Origin of the sequence: Hydrogenovibrio marinus, from assembly GCF_013340845.1 — a bacterium.
Classification (GTDB): domain Bacteria; phylum Pseudomonadota; class Gammaproteobacteria; order Thiomicrospirales; family Thiomicrospiraceae; genus Hydrogenovibrio; species Hydrogenovibrio marinus.
Genome location: NZ_AP020335.1, coordinates 2,241,091 through 2,259,923, shown reverse-complemented (window position 1 = coordinate 2,259,923; position 18,833 = coordinate 2,241,091). Strand labels below are relative to the sequence as shown.

Genomic DNA, 18,833 nt, shown 5'->3' with positions numbered 1-18,833 from the left:
CTAAGCTTTCTCTTGTTGTGGAGCGGGTTCTTTTTCAGGTGGCGTGTCAACTTTGACTGCTTTTTCTTCGCTTGGAGCTTCAGTCGGCTTTGCTGGCTTTTTGTCTTGTTCCGAACTTGGTAAAACAGGTTGTTGCGGCGCTTTACTGAACTGTGTGTCGGTAGATGTTACAGGCTCTGAACCACCAAAAGTCGGACGGGAGATTTCATCAATTTCCCAGTCTTGTTGAAGTTGGGAGAAGTCGTCTTTTAGGGTATCTGAAACAGATTCAACGGTTTTCTTCTCTTCTTCCAAGTTGATGGAATCATGAAGCTCACGCACGGCGGAACTGATTTCGCTATTTTCTTTGACGCTATTGATGAAGTGTTTGGTTTTACCGATAAATTGCCCAATTTTTCGGGCAACTTCAGGCATGCGTTCAGGCCCGATGACAATAAGCGCCACCACGAGAACAATTAGGATTTCGGTAAAGCCAATATCAAACATAGGAAATGCGAAATATTAAAAAAGATTGAGAGCTTAAAGATTAAGCGTCAGGCTTTTCTTTTTTCTCTTCAGCCTTTACGTCAAAGACGTTTTCGCCTTCTTTCTTCTCAAGCTTTTGCTCGGTAGTTGCTGTAGCGTCTTTGTTTTCTTCTTCTTCTTTAACGGCGTTTTTGAAGCCTTTGATTGCATTACCTAGGTCTGTTCCTACGTTGCGAAGACGCTTAGCTCCGAATAAAACCAAAACGATTGCTAAGATAATTAATAATTGCCAAATACTAATGCCCATTCTATTTCTCCAGTCATTGAACGCATTTACAAATAGGGGTTCAAAAAATTGATTGCCAATATTAACAGAGTCAACAACTTAACGTACAAAAAACTCGCTTTGAAATAGGCGTTTTTCGTTAAAAAAAGTTTATGACTTGTTTAAAGCATTTAATGCCTATATTTATTTTCCTAATAAGTGGATATGGATGTGGAATACTTCCTGTCCGCCACTTTCTCCGGTATGGATTCGTGTTTGAAAACCATCAAGTCCTTGAGATTCAGCCAGTTGTGGCAAAAGCAGCATCATGTGTCCCATCAAATCTTTGTCTTCTGGTGAAAGGTCAAAGAGTGTGGCGATTTGCTTTTTTGGAATAATAAGAAGGTGGATGCGCGCTTTTGGGTTGATGTCACGGATGACGATACATTTTTCGTCTTCGTAAATAATATCAGCAGGCAACTCACGATCAATGATTTTGCTAAAAATACTTTTTTCAAGAGTCATGATGCTTTCCTTGTGAGAGTCATATTACTTTGTTTTCTAGTAGGCACTTTTGATGCCGTAAACAAAGAAAGGGGTTAAATTCTATTCGCTACGATTGGCTTTTTCAACATGGCCTGAAAGTCCAAAACGCCGTTCAAGTTCTTGAAGGATGTCTTGGCTGGTCAAGCCCTGTTGGTGAAGTAAAACCAAGGTGTGGAACCAAAGATCGGTCACCTCATAAACAAGGTGTGACTTGTCGGAGGCATTGTCGCAGTCTTTTGCTGCCATTACCGTTTCGGTTGCTTCTTCACCGATTTTTTTAAGGATTTTGTCGAGGCCTTTATGGTACAGGCTGGCGACGTAAGAATCCTCAGCAGATTCCTGTTTTCTGTTTTCTAGCACTTCATCGAGTTGTCGCAGAAGTTCACTCATAGTCGTACCTCAATACCTGCTTTTTGCATGGCTTGTTTGGCTTCTTGCACGGTGTGTTGACCAAAATGAAAAATGCTGGCGGCCAATACGGCTTCAGCGTGGCCGGAGACAACGCCTTCGGTTAGGTGTTTCAGTTCACCGACACCGCCAGATGCGATGACAGGGATGTTGACCGAGTCTGCAATGTTGCGCGTCAATTCTAGGTCAAATCCAATTTTTGTACCGTCTCTATCCATGCTGGTAACCAGCAGTTCGCCCGCACCGAGTGCTTCCATTTTTTTCGCCCATTCAATAGCGTCAATGCCGGTTTCTCGGCGCCCACCGTGGGTGAAGATTTCCCACTTGTCAGGATCGCCGGCTAAGCTGACTTTTTTAGCATCAATAGCGACAACAATACATTGAGACCCAAAAGTGTCGCTGGCTTCTTGAACAAAAGCAGGGTTGAATATCGCTGCTGAGTTGATAGCAACTTTATCCGCACCGGCGTTTAGCATGCGGCGGATATCTTCAACCGTACGAATACCGCCACCAACCGTTAGTGGAATAAATACTTGACTAGCGACTTCTTCGACAACATGAACCATCGTTGCACGGTCATCTGCGGTAGCTGTAATGTCGAGGAAAGTGATTTCATCGGCACCTTGTTCGTCGTAACGCTTGGCGATTTCAACAGGGTTGCCAGCATCGCGGATGTCGACAAACTGGACGCCTTTGACGACGCGTCCGTTGTCGACATCTAAGCAAGGGATGATACGTTTCGCTAAGCTCATGGTTTGCCCTTTAATGTGACACAGACAACTGGTCAGAAAGAGTTTGGCCTTCTTTGAAGTTTAGAGTCCCTTCGTAGATGGCTCGCCCGGTAATGGCGCCAATGACACCATCACTTTCAATGGTTGCAAGCGCTTTGATGTCGTCCAGGTTAGTGATGCCGCCGGAAGCGATAATCGGAATGTTCAATGCCTGGGCTAACTGTTGTGTTGCCTCAATGTTGACGCCTTGCATCATGCCGTCTCTGCCAATATCGGTATAGATAATGGCATCTACTCCATCGTTTTCAAATTGTTTGCCCAGTGTTGCGACATGGTGATCAGTAACTTCTGCCCAACCGTTGATGGCGACCATTCCGTCTTTGGCGTCAAGTCCAACCATGATGTGACCAGGAAACGCTTTGCAGGCTTCGGCGACAAATTCAGGGTTGTGGACGGCTTTAGTGCCAATGATGCAATAACTGACCCCAGCGTTTAAGTAGGCTTCGATCGTTTGTAAATCGCGGATACCGCCGCCAATTTGGATTGGCAATTCAGGGAAATGTTCTCTAACTTGGTAGACCGCGTCACCATTAACGGGTTTGCCTTCAAAGGCGCCGTTCAAGTCCACCATGTGTAGGCGTCGAGCACCTTCATCAATCCAACGTTGTGCCATGGCAACGATGTCTCCGGAAAATACGGTTGCATCTTCCATAATGCCTTGGCGTAGTCTGACGCATTGGCCGTCTTTTAAATCAATAGCAGGAATTAGTAGCATATTCAGTACGTTAAATCTTTAGTTTGTTAATTTTAAGGTTGCCAATTCAAGAAGTTTTTGAAGAGCTGTAGGCCAGATTCGGCGCTCTTTTCTGGGTGTGCTTGAATCGCGAATAAGTTGTCTTTGGCAATGGCTGACGTAAACTTGGTGCCGTGAGTGGTTTCACCAGCAATGATCTCTGGCGCTTCCGGCATGACATAGTAGCTGTGTACAAAGTAAAAGCGGCTGTCTTGTGGAATGTTGTGCCAAAGCGGGTGTTCTTGAGTTTGGTGGATTTGGTTCCAGCCCATGTGTGGCATTTTAAGTTCCGGGTATGCTGTTAGGTCGAATTGAACGACGTCACCTTTTAAAATATTCAAGCAGTCAATACCGTTGTTTTCTTGGCTGTGTGTCATTAAAACTTGAAGCCCCATGCAAATGCCGAGAAAAGGTTTCTCATTCGCGGCTTTTTGCAGGCTGTGAATCATGCCGGTTTCATTCAGAGCCTGCATGCAAGCCTTTGCCGCACCTTGTCCCGGGAAGATGATGGCGTCCGCAGAGTCTATGTCCTCAGGGTGACTTGATATGACGATCTTTGTTTGATCATTTGCCATGTGCTCGGCAGCTTTAGCAACCGAGCGTAGATTTCCCATTCCGTAATCAACGACAACGACATGCTTTGTCATTAAAGGGCACCTTTTGTGGATGGCAGAACGCCAGCCATGCGCTCATCATTGGCAAGCGCCATTCTCAGTGCGCGACCAAAAGCTTTGAAAATTGTTTCAGCTTGATGGTGAGCGTTGTGACCTCTTAAGCAGTCAATGTGCAGCGTTACTTGGGCGTGATTAACAAATCCTTGGAAGAATTCATATACCAATTCTGTATCGAAGCTTCCAATAGCGCCTTTTGTGAAGTCCGCATTGAAAACCAGTCCAGGCCTTCCTGATAGGTCGATAACCACTCTGGACAGCGCTTCATCCAATGGTACATAAGCGTGCCCATAACGTTGAATGCCTTTTTTGTCGCCAACGGCTTCTTTTAGTGCCATGCCAAGCGTGATGCCAATATCTTCAACTGTGTGGTGGTCATCAATGTGAGTGTCACCATTCGCTTTGATATCTAGGTCAACCAGTCCGTGGCGGGCAATTTGATCCAACATGTGCTCGAAAAAAGGAACGCCTGTGTCCAGGCTAGCCTTTCCTGTGCCATCTAAGTCGATAGAAACCTTTATTTGTGTCTCAAGCGTAGCTCTTTCGATGAATGCATGTCGCATGTGTAAAAGTCCTGGGTAATCAAGTTGCGAATATTATAGTGGTTTTCAAAAAAAGTTGCTGAGTTTGAATGAATTGTGGCGCTGAGCCTCTGAAACTCTCTGGTAGCTGGGATTGCTCAATTACGAAAAGAATTAAGAAACTCTAATATGTGGTATAAAAAAAATTTGTCTTATTAAGGCTGAAATTATGGGGGTTCTTTGAGATAATTGCCGCGTTAATGAATGTGAAAGCTTCATGAAAAATGAATAAAGTGTTGAGGCTTCAGTGCTTTTTCTTGATTTATATTAATTTTTTGTCTGCTTTGGCACAAGCAGATTTTTGATTAATGTTTATAATGCCGCCTGAGGGACTTCAATAACCAATTTCATTTTTGATTTGGGGTTGAATTAATTTTGACTAAAAGGGGGATCCAGCTAATGGATACTATCGCAAAGCCACAATATGACAATGGTGTGGTTAAGTACCTAACGGTTGGCGCAGTTGTGTTTTTAGTTGTCGGTACTATGTTTGGTACTTACGCTGCTGCAGAACTTGCCTGGCCGGTTTTAAACTTTGATATTCCTGAGATTACGTTTGCTAGATTGCGCGTAATGCACACCAATACAGTTATTTTTGCGTTTGGTGGTATGACGTTGATGGCGACTGCTTTCTATACCGTACAGCGTACAAACGGTATTAGGCTATGGAGCAATGGTCTGGCTTGGGTAACAGCACTTTTGTTCACTGTTGGTTTGTTGGCAGTAGTTGTTACAATCTCTTTGGGTATGACTACAGGTAAAGAGTACCATGAACAAGAGTGGCCTTTGGCTATCGCAATTGCTCTTGTGTGGACACTTTATACTTTGAACTTCGTGATGACGATCGCTTCGAGAAATAAAGAAACGCATCCGAACGTTTATGTATCCAACTGGTTCTTCCTTGGAATGATGATCGCGATCACTTACTTGTATGTCGTAAATGGTTTGGCGATTCCTGTTTCTTTGTTCCGCTCATATTCTTTGTTCTCTGGTGTTCAAGATGCAATGATTCAATGGTGGTGGGGACATAACGCGGTAGGTTTCTTCCTAACTGCTGGTTTCCTTGCAATCATGTACTATTTTGTACCTAAGCAAGCACAACGTCCTATCTATTCATATCGTCTGTCAGTTATCCATTTCTGGGCATTGATGTTCGGTTATGTTTGGTTGGGTGCTCACCATTTGCAATATACAGCACTTCCAGACTGGACAGGTTCTTTGGGTGCGGTAATCTCTCTAGCGATGATTATTCCTTCATGGGGTGGTGCTTTGAACGGTATGTTGACGCTTTCAGGTGCTTGGGACAGATTGCGTACTGACTATATTTTGCGCTTCTTGATCATCTCATTGGCGTTTTACGCAATGTCAACGTTTGAAGGGCCTGTTATGGCTTCAAAAACGGTAAACGCATTATCTCACTACACTGACTGGACTATTGGTCACGTACACTCTGGTGCGTTAGGTTGGGTTGCGATGGTTTCTATCGGTGCGATTTATCATATGGTTATGAAGCTATGGAAAACTGAAATGTACTCAATGAAGTTGATTAACTTCCATTTCTGGTTGGCGACTATCGGAACTGTGTTCTATATCGTTGCAATGTGGGTATCAGGGATTATGCAAGGTTTGATGTGGCGTGCGTATGATGAATACGGTACGTTGGCATATACTTTTGCTGAGTCTGTAGCTGCTATGCATCCATATTATGTTATGCGTACAGTAGGTGGTTTCTTGTTCTTCTCTGGAGCGGTTGTTATGTTGTTCAATATCGTAATGACAATTAGAACTGCTGAAGCAAGACAGTCAACGCCAGTTGCTGCCCAAGCTTAATGCTGAGGTTTGCGGGAGCTATAAGGTCTCTCGCAAGTTAGATAAATTATGAGTTGAGGAGCATAGACTCATGTCAGATAGTAAACCAAGAAATTTGCAAGAACGCCTAGAACGAAATATTTTCGGGTTGTTTTTGGCAACTGCTTTCATGGTATCCATCGCGGGTATCGTAGAAATTGTTCCATTGTTCTATCTAAAAAGTGCTGTTGATTACACTGAACAAACAGATAAATATGGAAACCTGGAAAACAAAAAGTTCCCTGAGCTTGTATGGCACAGAACCTTTACTGTGAATACTGACGGTAAGTTAGTTTCGGATAAGGTTTTGTATAAGCAAGATAAGAATGGGAAATGGGTAATTGGTGATTGGAAACCAGGCGATGGTGTTCGTCCATATACTCCACTAGAGCTTGCTGGTCGCGATATTTATTTGCGTGAAGGTTGCTATATTTGTCACTCCCAGATGATTCGTCCTTTCCGTGATGAACGTGAGCGTTATGGTCACTTCTCGCTAGCAACAGAATCAATTTACGACCACCCAATGCAATGGGGCTCAAAGCGTACTGGTCCTGATTTGGCTCGTGTTGGTGGTAAGTATTCTGACGAATGGCACGTAATGCATTTGATGCGTCCACAGGATATGGTTCCGGAATCAGTTATGCCGGCTTATCCATGGTTAGCTGAAAACCCAATTTCAAAAAGCTTCTTCGGCACCAAACGTGACATGAAAGAGCGTTTGAAAGTCATGCGTGAGTTGGGTGTACCTTATACCGATGCAGAAATCGCAAACGCTGATAAAGCAGTTCAAGGTTATACAGAAATGGATGCTTTGGTAGCGTATCTGCAAGTGTTAGGTACGATGGTTAAACTAGACGATAGTAAATCTTACCGTGAGTAATATCTCGGCATATTTCAGCACAGACTGGGGTTCGATGACGACCTCAGACTGGGTTGGATTAACGATTACGGTTGTTGTGTTTTTCGGTATGCTGATTACTTTTGCGCGTACCCTTCGCCCAAGTAAAAGAAAAGAGCTTGAGCAAGAAAAATACAAAATTCTAGACGAAGATTAAAATTATTCTGAGGAGAATAAATTATGGCACATCATAATCCATGGCCAGACGAAGGAAATACTGGGCATATTTGGGATGAGGATCTCCGCGAATTGGATAATCCGCCTCCTCTTTGGTGGATGCTTTCCTTCTATGCTGGTTTTGTTATGATCATCTTTTATGCGCTTTACTACCCAACTATTCCGTTGGAAAACTCGCATACTAAAGGTTTAGCGGGTTGGACTCAGGTTGGTGAGTACCACGAAGACTATAAAGTCTTGAAGGACTGGCGTAAGAAAAAGTTTGCTGATCAAGAAGAAAAATTGGCGGCACTATCAGTTGATCAAATCCTAAAAGACAAGGATTTGACAACCTATGCGGTTAAAACATCAAAAATGTTATTTGGTGATTACTGCGCAGCGTGTCATGGTGCAGGTGGACAAGGTAACCCTGATTTCCCTGTTCTAGCTGATGATGATTGGTTGTGGGGTGGTAAGCCAGCTCAAATCCAAGCGACTATTACTAATGGTCGTATTGGTAACATGCCAGCTAAAGGCATGATGGGTAACTTGACTGATGAAGATATCAACCATGTTGCTGATTATGTAATTGCTTTATCTAATGGTAAAGGAAATGATCCAAGTGTAGCTGCTGGTAAGGCTGTTTATACTAAAGGTATGTGTTTTGCATGTCACGGACCTGCTGGTAAGCCATTGGCTCCTGCTGGTGCAGCAAACCTAACGGATCATATCTGGCGTTTTGCTGGTGACAAAGATGACATCATCAGAACCATTAAATATGGTGTGAATGTTAAGAAAAATGGTGAGTTGATTCCTCACACAAGAAATGCGGTTATGCCGGCATTTAAAGAAAGATTGCCGAACCCAGAGGTTAATATTAAACGCTTAGCGGTTTATGTTTACTCTTTAGGTGGTGGACAATAGAATTAAAGGAGAACTTAGGTTCTCCTTTTTTTTATGTAAAGAAAATTGATCTAAATCAATGGAGGTTGGGTATGAATGACTTAAATAGCGATATGGTTCTATGGGTCTCAATTGCAGCAGTAGTTGCAACGATCGTTTCTTTAGTGGCTTTTGCATGGAAAGCGACAAGAGGAATTGAAGGACTCGAAAAAAACGAAGATGACTCTTCCAGCAATTAATTTTTAAGGCCTACATTTGTAGGCCTTTTTTATATTCATTTATTTAATTGTATAAAAAACATTGCTTAGAAAATAAGCACGGTTTCTTATACAATTTTTTTGTTTTTTAACTTACTAGGAATAAGTAATGTCAGATGTACAAAAAGAAGTGAAGTCACACGACTCAAACCATATGGCATCATTGCTTGACGAAATGGATACGTCCAACAAGAATCTCCAGAATATTGGCGTTGAGTTGCTGACTGTTCATACAGAAGGGACAGTTCATGCAAAAAGGATTTCGGGTAAGTTTCGCAATGTAAAATGGGTAGTTATGGCGCTATGGTCCATTTTCTTTTTGTCACCGTATTTACGTTGGGATGGCAATCAAGCAATATTGTTTGATTTGGCCGGTCGGCAGTTCCATATTTTTTGGATCACAATCTTGCCACAAGATATTTGGATGCTGGCAATGATTTTATTGTTCTTTGCATTGTTGCTAGCTGCAACCACCGCAGTCGCCGGCAGACTATGGTGTGGTTATGCATGTTTTCATACGGTTTGGACAGATGCCTTTACTTGGATAGAGGAAAAGTTTGAAGGGCAACCTAACAAACGAATCGCACTAGACAATGAGTCAGTTAGTTTTAAGAAAATCAAAACAAAGTTTCCTAAGTGGGTAGCTTGGACCGCGATAGGCTTTTTGACGGGCTTTTCTTTTGTTGCCTATTTTGATCCGGCATTTGATCTTTGGTATCGCTTGTTCAAGTTTGAGTGGACGTTTACAGAAACCTCGATTATTTTAGGATTGGGCGCTGCGACGGTATTTTTCGCGGGTTTTTTGCGAGAGCAGGTTTGTATCGGCTTTTGTCCATACGCTCGTATCCAAGGTGCAATGATTGATACAGAAACAGTTGTGCCAACCTATGACGTTGATCGCGGTGAACCTCGTGGAAGAATGAAACGTGCGAAGCCTGGTGAGGAAGCGCCACTATTAGGTGATTGTATTGATTGTAACCTTTGTGTTGCGGTTTGCCCTACGGGTGTTGATATTCGTAAGGGGCAGCAATTTGGTTGTATTACCTGTGGCTTGTGTATTGATGCTTGTGATTCTGTTATGGAGAAAATCAAGAAGCCTGTAGGGTTGATTCGATACGCATCCTTAGCGGAGTTCGCAGGCAAACCTTTTGTACCGTTGTTTAAACGACCACGAGTTATTGTTTATACAGGTATCATGACTTTTGCAGCGGCTATGCTGATTTGGGGGCTGTTAACAATGTCTCCAATTGACATGAAAGTTCTCCACGAACGTGCGCCGCTTTTTGTTCAAATGAGTGATGGTACGATCCAGAATAAATACTATGCAAAAGTCGTTAATAAAACGGACAAGCCTTTAAACGCGAAAATTACGGTTACAGGTCCTGCGTCATTAATGTATATCGTGGATAAAGAGTTGCGTGTTATTCCTGGTGAGGTTGGGACAGCAGAGATTTTGGTGAGAATTCCTACCAAAGATTTGAAGGAAGTCAATACACCAATTGAGATCCATGTTCAGGATATGGATAAGCCGGCAATTAAAGCCGACTACGACAGTATGTTCATTGGTCCAAAACTACGCTAGTTGTTCAAGACTTTTGTCAGACTAATCGATTATAAAAAAGAAACAATACTATATAATGATAGCCCTAGAATTCTAGGGCTTTTTATTTTGAGGGGAAAACTTTTGGCTGAATCAAAACAAGCACTTTCAAAAGACGGTAAGCAAAAGGATTGGAGCGTTGCTTGGAAAAATCCTTTTGTAGTTGGCTGGTTTGTTATCTTGGTAATTGTTGTTTCCGTGAATTTCTTCATGGTAAGTATGGCAATTGTGACTTTCCCTGGACTGACAATTTCAGATTATTATGAAAAGGGTCAGGATATGGGGCAAATCATTGCCAGAAGAAAGAAGATGGAAGCTCTCGGATGGGATATGGATATTAGCATTCCTATTTTGACGCAAGGTAAGAGCCAACAAATTGTCGTTACCGTGCATGACAAATCCGGAAAGGCAATGGATGTTGATACCGCCATTCTTTACTACTACCGCCCCTCTGATAAGAATTATGATGGTCAGCTTAAGCTGGAGCACTCAAGCAAAACGGGCGTTTATCAGGGAACGATCAATTTACCACTTAAAGGTAAATATGATTTTGTAATGGAAGTGACGAAAGGGAAAGATGTTTTCAACCTTGGCCGTTCTGTTATGGTTCAGGATAAAGGTCAATAAGTGTCTATCGGGTCTTGTTTTCACTGCGGCCAGCAAATTGAAAAAGGAGAGCTTGTATTACAACCTATTAAGGATGTAGAGCGATCTTTTTGTTGTCATGGCTGCGCAGGTGTTTGTGATGCAATCTATGAAGCTGGAATGGAGAGCTTTTACAAACGTACGATAGAAGGTGACCTATTGTCACCACCACCACCGCCAAGCAAAGATGCATCGTTCTTTGACTACGATGAAGTTCAAGCTCAGTATGTGTCGGAACTTTCTTCTAAAAGAGAAATTACTCTTATTTCAGAAGCCATTCACTGTGCGGCATGTATTTGGCTGATAGAGCATACACTCGCGAAAATTGATGGGGTACTGCTAGCAAAAGTTAATTTCACCAACAAACAAATCAAAGTGCGTTGGGATAACGACCGCATCAAACTCTCCGAAATCATAAAAAAGCTTAATAAGATTGGTTATGATGCGACCCCTTATGATCCATCAGCAAGTCAAAAAGCCTTCCGAAAAGCCAATAGAGACTTACTATTCCGCCTAGGCTTCGCCGGATTTGCCATGATGAATGTCATGTGGTTTTCCGTCGCACTTTATTCTGGCGCCGATACTGAAAGTGAATTCAGGAGTTATTTCCACTGGATAGAGTTCGTTATTGCGACAGCAGTTATTCTCTATTCCGCAAAACCTTTTTTTCAAGGTGCAATGACATCCATTAAATCCAGAAGTGTAGGGATGGATGTTTCTATTTCCTTAGGGGTAATTACCACCTATCTGTATTCATTTTGGGTAACAGTGGATTCAAACCATCCGGGTGAAGTGTATTTCGATACCATGGTCGACTTTATCTTCCTGTTGTTGATAGGGCGGTATATAGAAGCCATATCCAAGAACAAAGCAGTCGATGCGACCAGAAGGCTGGTTGAATTGCAGCCAAAGGTAGCACGCCTGAAGACCGAAGATGGCTTTGAAGTGGTTTCAGTCTCAAGGTTGCGTAAGAAAGATTTAGTAATCGTTAAGCCAGGTGATCAGATTCCTGTTGATGGAACGGTCGTTTCCGGTACGGGAAATGTTGATGAGGCTATGTTAAGTGGTGAATCAACAGAAGTGCTGAAAAAAGAAGGCTCAAAAGTTTCGGCGGGTACCAATAACATAGATGGCTCTTTAACCATCGAAGTTGATGCGGTGATGCATGAAACTATGTTAGGAAAAATTGTTGAGCTTGTTGAAGAAGCTCAAGGTGCGAAGGCTAGTATTCAATGTACTGCGGAGCGCATCATGCCATGGTTTGTTACGGTCATTATTACCTTGGCAACTATGAGTTTTGTTTACTGGATTGTGAAGGCTGATATTCAGACGGCGATGATTGCAGCGACTTCAGTATTAATTATTACTTGCCCTTGTGCATTCGGGCTAGCGACACCTATGGCAACAGCCGTGGCGTCGGGCGTGTCCGCAAACCACGGTATTTTGATTAAAAACGGTGCGTTGCTTGAAACTTTGAATGATGTTGAGCATTTTGTTTTTGATAAAACAGGTACTTTGACCAAAGGGCAGATGCGTTTAGTCGATAGTCATTTTGTTGAAGGCGTTGGAGATCAAGCAGAAACGCTAAAAGACATTTTCCGTGTTGAATACCATTCTGAGCACAGTTTGGCTAAGGCTGTATGTTTAAGTCTTGAAGAGATGTATCCTGAGCTGACACATCAGAATATGGATGTAGAATTCTTCCAGGCACATCCTGGTAGAGGGGTTGAAGCCCGCTACCATGGTAAGCACTATCTGATGGGAACGGCAGCTTGGCTACAAGATTATGGCATGGCATTGCCTGAGAAATTTATTGCTTTACAGGATGAACGTGCTGAGAAAGGGCAAACATCGGTTTGGGTTTCAAGGGATAAAGAAATTATCGGCATTTTGTTCTTGGAAGATGAACTGCGCTCAGATGCGCTTGAGCTAATCAATCGTCTAAAAGCAAAAGGTAAAGCTGTTACCTTGCTTAGTGGTGACAGAGAAGCTGTTGCTCGAACGGTTGCTGAAAAGCTTGGCGGCATGGAAGTTATTGCGGAAGTACTGCCAAAGGATAAGCATGAAAAAATCAAGCAAATCCAAGCCACTGGTGTTCGCGTAGCAATGGTGGGTGATGGTATCAATGATGCACCAGCACTGGTTCGATCGGATGTTGGTTTTGCGCTAGGTTCTGGAACAGATATTTCAATGGACAGTGCTGACATTGTATTGCTTAACAATGAATTGTTGTCGATTGACACGGCTGTTGAGTTGTCTGCCAGAACGCTTAGAACGATTAAACAGAATATTGCCAGTAGTATCATTTACAATATTACTTTGGTTCCACTGGCGATGGCAGCGACTTTAACTCCATTGATTGCAGCAGTAACAATGCCGTTAAGTAGCTTGATTGTTGTTGGTAATGCCGCCCGAATTAGAACTTTCTTTAGTAAGCGTGCAATTGCCAAACGTCGCCAAAAAATACATCAGTAGGAGAGTGTTGCAGTGGATGTTATTTTTGGCTTAATCCCCATGATGTTGATTGCCGGCTTTATTTCTGTTGTCGTGTTTATCTTGATGGCAAAATCCGGTCAATTGGATGATTTGGATGGTGCTGCGAATAGTATTTTTCTTGATGATGAATATGAAGAAGATGAAGTTCGAGACACTAAAGAAGCAGCTCGAGAGCAGCAAAGCAGTCCTGAAAATAAGGAAAAAGAACAGCCATAGAAACCTATGGCTGTCAGCTTTTTTGACTAGAACAAACCTGTAATGACGCCATTGTCATCAATGTCTATTTTTTCTGCAGTAGGCGTTTTGGGTAGCCCCGGCATGGTCATCATGTTGCCTGCAATAGCGACAATAAAGCCCGCACCATGCTCAAGCTTAACACTGCTGATTTCAACACTGTGCCCTGTTGGCGCTCCTTTCAAAGATGGATTGGTCGAGAAGGACATTTGCGTTTTTGCCATGCAAATCGGTAGATCACCATACTTTTCCTGAAGCTCGGCAATCTCTCCCTTTACTTTATCACTGGCAACAATTTCCGACGCGCCGTAAAGCTTAGTTGCAATGGTTTCAATCTTGTTCCAGATAGGCATGTTATCAGGATAAAGCAGGTTTAGATTGTCAGGAGAGATGGTTGATCCTTCAACCATGCTGACAACTTCATTTGCTAATGCTTCAGCGCCTGCACCACCTTCAGCCCAGTGCTTCGATACGATACACTTAACACCGAGGTCAGAACATTTTTCGATGATCATGTCGGTCTCAGCATCAGTATCGTAAGTGAAATGATTGATGCAGACTACACAGGGCAGTTGGTAGTTTTTAGTCACATTGGTGATGTGGCGTTCAAGGTTTTCAAAGCCTTTTTCAACAGCCTCAAGGTTTTCCTGGTTTAAGTGGATTCGGTCAACACCACCATGGTATTTTAAGGCACGAACGGTTGCGACTAATACGACAGCAGAGGGTGCGAGTTTGGCTGAACGGCACTTGATGTTCAAGAACTTTTCAGCACCTAAGTCAGCACCGAAGCCAGCTTCTGTAATGGTGTAATCAGCCAGCTTTAATGCGGTCTTTGTGGCTGTCACTGAGTTGCAGCCATGAGCGATGTTGGCGAATGGTCCACCATGAACCAGCGCAATGTTATTTTCCAGTGTTTGGACAATATTCGGTTTGATGGCATCTTTTAGTAATGCAGCCATTGCACCGTGAGCTTTTAAGTCGCTTGCGTAAACGGGTGTAACTTTATCTGTTTTATAGCCGATAACGATTCTTCCAAGGCGTTCCTTTAAGTCTGCTCTGTTTGTTGCAAGGCATAGAATAGCCATGACTTCAGATGCCACAACAATATCAAAACCGTCTTCACGTAAATAACCATTAGCGGGGCCGCCCTGACCAACCGTGATTTCCCTTAGGGCACGATCATTCATGTCCACCACGCGTTTCCATTTGATGCGTCTAGGGTCAATGTCCAGCGCATTGCCATGATTGATATGGTTATCGATCATGGCAGATAAAAGGTTGTGGGCAACGGCGATAGCATGGAAGTCACCAGTGAAGTGCAGGTTAATATCTTCCATAGGAACAACTTGCGAATAACCACCGCCTGCTGCACCGCCTTTCATACCAAAGCATGGTCCAAGAGACGGTTCTCTAAGGCAAATAATCGTCTTTTTGCCGATTCTATTGAGTGCGTCGCCCAAGCCGACAGTTGTGGTTGTTTTGCCTTCTCCGGCAGGTGTTGGGCTAATTGCCGTGACCAAAACCAGTTTGCCTTCTTGTGCTTGATGCGAAAGGCTGTCTACATACTCTAATGAGAGTTTTGCTTTGTAATGCCCATAAGGATCTAAATGCTCTGCTGGAATCCCGAATTTCTCAGCCGCCAATCCGATAATGGGCTTCATCTTTGCACGTTGTGCAATCTCGATATCAGACATCGTCAGTTTCCTAAAAGTAGTAAGAGACTTCTTTTTTTAAAGAAGTTCTATCCAGTGTTTAACCGGTGTGCTAGTCCCCTTTTGGAGGTGTGTTAGACAACCGATATTTGCGGTAACAATGATTTCGGGAGCTTCTTTTAAAAGCGACTGAATCTTGTTGTCTCTAAGTTGATAAGATAATTTTTTCTGAAAGATAGAATACGTTCCTGCAGAGCCGCAGCAAAGGTGCGCATCCTTCACTGGACTCAATGTAAATCCTAAATCAGTTAACAGTGCTTCTACCCGACCTGGCAGTTTTTGACCATGTTGCAAAGTGCAGGGCGATTGGAAAACAATCTTCTGATTGCTCTCCTTTTTAAACTGGGATAAATCCTGATTGAGTAGGAATTCAGAAATATCGCAGGTATGTTCTACAATACGTTTGGCTTTTGCCGCATAGTTTTCATCATCTTTTAATAGATGCGCATAATCTTTAATCATCACGCCACAACCACTGGCATTCGAGATGATGGCCTCGGCACCTTGGTCAAGTTGTGCCGCCCAAGAATCAATGTTTTCCTTGATTTGCTCTAGTGCGGCATCTTCCCCAGACAGATGGTGGTTGATCGCACCACAGCATTGAGATTGCGGTGTTTCGATCACGTCATAGCCAAGTTTATAAAGCACGCTCTTGGAAGACAAGTTGATGTTAGGTGCTAACGTAGGTTGTACGCACCCGGCAATCAATAACACGCTCTTAGTACTGTGAAGAACATCTTTTTGGGACTCTGTCTGCAACTGTAACTTTTTATTTACGTTATGGTGTTTATTCCAAGGGGTCAGCGCAATCAGAAAATTGAACAGTTTTGGAGAAGTGAGTAAAGAGCGCAATGCATAACGGACAATTCGCTGATGCCATGCACGAGGGCTTTGTTGTTCCATGACCTTACGGCCAATATCAAGTAAATGTCCGTACTCAACGCCAGAAGGACAAGTTGTCTCGCATGAGCGACAGGTAAGACATCTATCTAAATGCTTCAGTGAGTTTTCTGAAGTGGCATTGCCTTCTAAGGTTTGTTTAATGAGGTAGATTCTTCCACGGGGAGAGTCGAGTTCATCACCGAGAATTCCATAAGTTGGGCAAGCGGAAAGGCAGAAGCCACAGTGTACACATGCCCTTAAAATTTTATCGGCAGTTTGTGTATCTGAAGGGGAAAGTAAGTCTTTAGCAAGTTCTGTTTTCATAAAGTCAGTAGAAAATTTCATAAGGATCAAACACTGACTTTAACCCCCGTTTTATGTCAGTGATTTTTGTATGTGAGTCAAACGATGGACGTCTTGTCTTTTCTTGCAAGCTCCACAAATCGACATGAGAAACATCTGGCTTGTTTTCGCTGACGACCCAACGCCTTGCGCCAATTTGGTCGACTAATAGGGTGTTGTGGATTGGTGGATGCATGGAGTCGGTACTGACGCGCCATAATTTCTGCTTTCCACTAATCTCTGGTCTAAAAGGGTTCATTTTCTGCCAAATATGGTTGTCTTCCGGCATAGCTGACTGAGGTGGATGAACGCCAATCAATCGATAATAAAGTTTCCCTTGGTAGTATGCGCAACCGGAAATCGGAAGAGCTGTGCCTGCCATTTCGTTCATTTTGACAATCGCGTCGGCTTGACCCATTTCTATGGAGTAGGTTTTTTCTTCCATCAATGGAAGGACTTTTAAACTGATTTCAGTAACGAGGCCAAAAAGTCCTTTTGACCCTACCAGTAGACGAGCAACGTCATAGCCGGCAACGTTTTTGATCATTTGGCCGCCAAAAGTCAGTTGTTGACCTTGTCCATCGACCATTTTAATGCCAAGTACAAAATCTCGCAAAGCACCGAAAAATGGCTGAGAGGGACCGGATAAGCCACAAGCATAATTGCCGCCAATGGTGGAGTCACCGTAGTCAGGCGTGTCAAAAGCCAGCATTTGATTGTGTTCGGCAAGTTCCTGTTTCAAGTCTGAAATTTTAGTTCCCGCTTTTACCGTTACGACTAGTTCGGCAGGGTCATAACTGGTAATGCCCGCATAGCCACTCATATCCAAAGCCTGGTGATCATGATTTAAGGCAACTTTGCTTTGATTGCCTATAATTTGCAAGCGGTGTTTTTCATGCAAAGCCTGTTTTATTTGTTCTTGGAAAGGTGTCAATGGCATTAGAAACGCTCCAAGTCGGCAAAAGGTAGTTGGCCGTTATGAACGTGCATGTGACCGAGTTCTGCGCACCTATGCAAGGTTGGTACTGCTTTACCAGGGTTTAACAGGTTTTCAGGGTCAAAAACACGTTTTATTTTATGGAAGATTTCGATTTCAGGTGCTGAGAACTGTTGGCACATGGAGTCCAGCTTTTCAACGCCCACACCGTGTTCACCAGTGATTGTTCCGCCGACATTAATGCAAAGCTTTAAAATTTCAGCGCCAAACAATTCTGTTTTTTTGAGTTCGCCCGGAATTTGTGCATCGTATAGGATTAAAGGGTGCAAATTGCCATCCCCGGCGTGGAAAACGTTGGCGACTTTCAACTCGTAATGTTTTGACATTCTTTCGATTTCATCCAGCACATGGGCCAATTGATTTCTTGGGATAGTTCCATCCATACAGTAGTAATCAGGAGAAAGGCGACCAACAGCAGGGAAGGCATTCTTACGGCCTTGCCATAGTGCAATTCGTTCTTCATCATTGCGGGACAGTTTTAGCATGTAAGCGCCGTTTTCTTTCAAAACTCTCGATACAGTTTCCGTATCAGCTTCAACTTGATATTGGTTGCCATCAACTTCACATAATAGTAGGGCGGCAGCTTCAAGAGGGTACCCTACATGCGCAAACGCCTCGGCGGCTTTGATGGAAAATTTGTCCATCATTTCCAATCCAGCAGGGATGATGCCCGACTTTAGAATATTTGTGACAGCATTGGCACAGTCGCTGACTTTTTCGAAAGCTGCCATGATGAGTTGAGAAGCATCTGGTTTAGGGAGCAGTTTAACTTTGATTTCGACAATGACGCCTAGTAATCCTTCGGAGCCATTCAGTAGTGCTAAAAGATCAACGCCATCGTCACGATAATCCAGCACCAGTTCTTCGCCATCAATGGTGATGATTTTGATGGCGAGTACATTGTGTACGGTCAAACCGTATTTCAAGCAGTGAACGCCGCCGGAGTTTTCTGCGACATTCCCGCCGATGGAGCAAGCCACTTGAGAGGAAGGGTCTGGTGCGTAGTACAGGTTGTGAGGAGCCGCTTCCTGCGAAATGGTAATGTTCCGTACCCCAGGTTCAACCACTGCCGTTCTGGCTAAAGGGTCAATTTCCAGAATGCGGTTCATCTTAGTTAAGCCTAATACTACGCCATTTTTTAAAGGCAGCGATCCGCCCGAAAGTCCTGTTCCTGAACCACGAGTGATAACAGGTGTGTTATGCTTTCTGCAAATAGCTAAAGCTTGCTTTACTTGCTCAATGTCAGCAGGTAAAACGACAGCTAGCGGTTTTTCTCTATAAGCCGATAGACCATCACATTCAAACGGTGCTTTTTGCTCATCATCAACGATGACTTGGTCTCGTGGTAAGCGGTGTAATAATTCTTGAACAACATTCATTGTTCCAATTATAATTGACCTAGA

General features: G+C 43.3%; 21 protein-coding genes. 9 read left to right on the top strand and 12 right to left on the bottom strand.

Annotation, left to right across the window (positions count from 1 at the left end; all coding sequences use genetic code 11):
* From tatB to hisB, 8 genes are all read right to left on the bottom strand, one after another.
* Window positions 1-486: a Sec-independent protein translocase protein TatB gene (gene tatB / locus HVMH_RS10745; protein WP_051623102.1), complete on the bottom strand. Its 486-nt coding sequence runs from the start codon at window positions 484-486 to the stop codon at window positions 1-3.
* A 40-nt stretch (window positions 487-526) separates the two neighbouring features.
* Window positions 527-772, bottom strand: coding sequence for a Sec-independent protein translocase subunit TatA (locus HVMH_RS10740; protein ID WP_029912175.1), 246 nt, complete (start codon window positions 770-772; stop codon window positions 527-529).
* A gap of 162 nt (window positions 773-934) precedes the next feature.
* The gene (locus HVMH_RS10735) at window positions 935-1,255 is read right to left on the bottom strand and encodes a histidine triad nucleotide-binding protein (RefSeq protein WP_029912177.1); all 321 of its coding nucleotides are present in this window, start codon (window positions 1,253-1,255) and stop codon (window positions 935-937) included.
* 81 nt (window positions 1,256-1,336) lie between these two features.
* Window positions 1,337-1,666 (bottom strand): phosphoribosyl-ATP diphosphatase, encoded by a 330-nt coding sequence (locus HVMH_RS10730; protein ID WP_029912181.1) that lies wholly within the window; start codon window positions 1,664-1,666, stop codon window positions 1,337-1,339.
* Window positions 1,663-2,436 carry an imidazole glycerol phosphate synthase subunit HisF gene (gene hisF, locus HVMH_RS10725; RefSeq protein ID WP_029912185.1) on the bottom strand — a complete coding sequence of 258 codons (774 nt, stop codon included), beginning with the start codon at window positions 2,434-2,436 and terminating at the stop codon, window positions 1,663-1,665. Before hisF ends, HVMH_RS10730 begins: the two co-directional genes overlap by 4 nt.
* A gap of 10 nt (window positions 2,437-2,446) precedes the next feature.
* Window positions 2,447-3,190, bottom strand: a complete 744-nt coding sequence (hisA, locus tag HVMH_RS10720) for a 1-(5-phosphoribosyl)-5-[(5-phosphoribosylamino)methylideneamino]imidazole-4-carboxamide isomerase (protein ID WP_029912188.1) — start codon at window positions 3,188-3,190, stop codon at window positions 2,447-2,449.
* Window positions 3,191-3,222: 32 nt separating this feature from the next.
* The gene (gene hisH / locus HVMH_RS10715; RefSeq protein WP_029912192.1) at window positions 3,223-3,855 is read right to left on the bottom strand and encodes an imidazole glycerol phosphate synthase subunit HisH; all 633 of its coding nucleotides are present in this window, start codon (window positions 3,853-3,855) and stop codon (window positions 3,223-3,225) included.
* Window positions 3,855-4,442 carry an imidazoleglycerol-phosphate dehydratase HisB gene (gene hisB / locus HVMH_RS10710; protein WP_029912195.1) on the bottom strand — a complete coding sequence of 196 codons (588 nt, stop codon included), beginning with the start codon at window positions 4,440-4,442 and terminating at the stop codon, window positions 3,855-3,857. Before hisB ends, hisH begins: the two co-directional genes overlap by 1 nt.
* A 417-nt stretch (window positions 4,443-4,859) precedes the next feature.
* Here hisB and ccoN point away from each other — a divergent pair, with 417 nt between their 5' ends.
* From ccoN to ccoS, 9 genes are all read left to right on the top strand, one after another.
* Window positions 4,860-6,290, top strand: a complete 1,431-nt coding sequence (gene ccoN, locus HVMH_RS10705; RefSeq protein ID WP_029912197.1) for a cytochrome-c oxidase, cbb3-type subunit I — start codon at window positions 4,860-4,862, stop codon at window positions 6,288-6,290.
* A gap of 70 nt (window positions 6,291-6,360) precedes the next feature.
* A complete protein-coding gene (gene ccoO / locus HVMH_RS10700; protein ID WP_029912199.1) occupies window positions 6,361-7,188 on the top strand; it encodes a cytochrome-c oxidase, cbb3-type subunit II in 828 nt (275 codons plus the stop codon).
* The gene (locus tag HVMH_RS10695) at window positions 7,181-7,363 is read left to right on the top strand and encodes a hypothetical protein (RefSeq protein WP_152832140.1); all 183 of its coding nucleotides are present in this window, start codon (window positions 7,181-7,183) and stop codon (window positions 7,361-7,363) included. Before ccoO ends, HVMH_RS10695 begins: the two co-directional genes overlap by 8 nt.
* A gap of 23 nt (window positions 7,364-7,386) precedes the next feature.
* Window positions 7,387-8,286 (top strand): cytochrome-c oxidase, cbb3-type subunit III, encoded by a 900-nt coding sequence (gene ccoP / locus HVMH_RS10690; RefSeq protein ID WP_029912201.1) that lies wholly within the window; start codon window positions 7,387-7,389, stop codon window positions 8,284-8,286.
* Window positions 8,287-8,357: 71 nt separating this feature from the next.
* Entirely contained in the window at window positions 8,358-8,504 is a 147-nt protein-coding gene (locus tag HVMH_RS10685; protein ID WP_169736213.1) for a hypothetical protein, read from the top strand.
* A 127-nt stretch (window positions 8,505-8,631) separates the two neighbouring features.
* Window positions 8,632-10,104, top strand: coding sequence for a cytochrome c oxidase accessory protein CcoG (gene ccoG, locus HVMH_RS10680; protein ID WP_029912203.1), 1,473 nt, complete (start codon window positions 8,632-8,634; stop codon window positions 10,102-10,104).
* 102 nt (window positions 10,105-10,206) lie between these two features.
* On the top strand, window positions 10,207-10,749 hold the full coding sequence (locus HVMH_RS10675; RefSeq protein ID WP_029912205.1) for a FixH family protein: 543 nt from the start codon (window positions 10,207-10,209) through the stop codon (window positions 10,747-10,749).
* Entirely contained in the window at window positions 10,750-13,242 is a 2,493-nt protein-coding gene (locus HVMH_RS10670; RefSeq protein ID WP_029912207.1) for a heavy metal translocating P-type ATPase, read from the top strand.
* Between the two features lie 12 nt (window positions 13,243-13,254).
* Window positions 13,255-13,479: a cbb3-type cytochrome oxidase assembly protein CcoS gene (ccoS, locus tag HVMH_RS10665; protein ID WP_029912209.1), complete on the top strand. Its 225-nt coding sequence runs from the start codon at window positions 13,255-13,257 to the stop codon at window positions 13,477-13,479.
* A 26-nt stretch (window positions 13,480-13,505) separates the two neighbouring features.
* Here ccoS and HVMH_RS10660 read toward each other — a convergent pair whose 3' ends face one another.
* The 4 genes from HVMH_RS10660 to HVMH_RS10645 are packed head-to-tail and all read right to left on the bottom strand — an operon-like array spanning window position 13,506 to window position 18,809.
* Window positions 13,506-15,191, bottom strand: a complete 1,686-nt coding sequence (locus HVMH_RS10660; protein WP_029912211.1) for a formate--tetrahydrofolate ligase — start codon at window positions 15,189-15,191, stop codon at window positions 13,506-13,508.
* A 36-nt stretch (window positions 15,192-15,227) separates the two neighbouring features.
* Complete coding sequence (gene glcF, locus HVMH_RS10655; protein ID WP_232087770.1) at window positions 15,228-16,436, bottom strand: glycolate oxidase subunit GlcF; 1,209 nt, start codon at window positions 16,434-16,436, stop codon at window positions 15,228-15,230.
* Window positions 16,420-17,373: an FAD-binding protein gene (locus HVMH_RS10650; RefSeq protein ID WP_051623104.1), complete on the bottom strand. Its 954-nt coding sequence runs from the start codon at window positions 17,371-17,373 to the stop codon at window positions 16,420-16,422. The genes glcF and HVMH_RS10650 overlap by 17 nt, the downstream gene beginning before the upstream one ends.
* Window positions 17,373-18,809: an FAD-linked oxidase C-terminal domain-containing protein gene (locus tag HVMH_RS10645; RefSeq protein WP_029912218.1), complete on the bottom strand. Its 1,437-nt coding sequence runs from the start codon at window positions 18,807-18,809 to the stop codon at window positions 17,373-17,375. Before HVMH_RS10645 ends, HVMH_RS10650 begins: the two co-directional genes overlap by 1 nt.
* Window positions 18,810-18,833: the final 24 nt, after the last annotated feature.

What these genes read in the sequence shown, in the direction of transcription:
- HVMH_RS10645 (WP_029912218.1), bottom strand. Translation starts at nt 18,809, where the DNA reads ATGAATGTTGTTCAAGAATTATTACACCGCTTACCACGAGACCAAGTC.
- hisF (WP_029912185.1), bottom strand. Translation starts at nt 2,436, where the DNA reads ATGAGCTTAGCGAAACGTATCATCCCTTGCTTAGATGTCGACAACGGA.
- HVMH_RS10735 (WP_029912177.1), bottom strand. Translation starts at nt 1,255, where the DNA reads ATGACTCTTGAAAAAAGTATTTTTAGCAAAATCATTGATCGTGAGTTG.
- tatB (WP_051623102.1), bottom strand. Translation starts at nt 486, where the DNA reads ATGTTTGATATTGGCTTTACCGAAATCCTAATTGTTCTCGTGGTGGCG.
- ccoG (WP_029912203.1), top strand. Translation starts at nt 8,632, where the DNA reads ATGTCAGATGTACAAAAAGAAGTGAAGTCACACGACTCAAACCATATG.
- hisA (WP_029912188.1), bottom strand. Translation starts at nt 3,190, where the DNA reads ATGCTACTAATTCCTGCTATTGATTTAAAAGACGGCCAATGCGTCAGA.
- HVMH_RS10650 (WP_051623104.1), bottom strand. Translation starts at nt 17,373, where the DNA reads ATGCCATTGACACCTTTCCAAGAACAAATAAAACAGGCTTTGCATGAA.
- hisB (WP_029912195.1), bottom strand. Translation starts at nt 4,442, where the DNA reads ATGCGACATGCATTCATCGAAAGAGCTACGCTTGAGACACAAATAAAG.
- hisH (WP_029912192.1), bottom strand. Translation starts at nt 3,855, where the DNA reads ATGACAAAGCATGTCGTTGTCGTTGATTACGGAATGGGAAATCTACGC.
- glcF (WP_232087770.1), bottom strand. Translation starts at nt 16,436, where the DNA reads ATGAAATTTTCTACTGACTTTATGAAAACAGAACTTGCTAAAGACTTA.
- ccoN (WP_029912197.1), top strand. Translation starts at nt 4,860, where the DNA reads ATGGATACTATCGCAAAGCCACAATATGACAATGGTGTGGTTAAGTAC.
- HVMH_RS10730 (WP_029912181.1), bottom strand. Translation starts at nt 1,666, where the DNA reads ATGAGTGAACTTCTGCGACAACTCGATGAAGTGCTAGAAAACAGAAAA.
- HVMH_RS10685 (WP_169736213.1), top strand. Translation starts at nt 8,358, where the DNA reads ATGAATGACTTAAATAGCGATATGGTTCTATGGGTCTCAATTGCAGCA.
- ccoO (WP_029912199.1), top strand. Translation starts at nt 6,361, where the DNA reads ATGTCAGATAGTAAACCAAGAAATTTGCAAGAACGCCTAGAACGAAAT.
- HVMH_RS10740 (WP_029912175.1), bottom strand. Translation starts at nt 772, where the DNA reads ATGGGCATTAGTATTTGGCAATTATTAATTATCTTAGCAATCGTTTTG.
- HVMH_RS10660 (WP_029912211.1), bottom strand. Translation starts at nt 15,191, where the DNA reads ATGTCTGATATCGAGATTGCACAACGTGCAAAGATGAAGCCCATTATC.
- ccoP (WP_029912201.1), top strand. Translation starts at nt 7,387, where the DNA reads ATGGCACATCATAATCCATGGCCAGACGAAGGAAATACTGGGCATATT.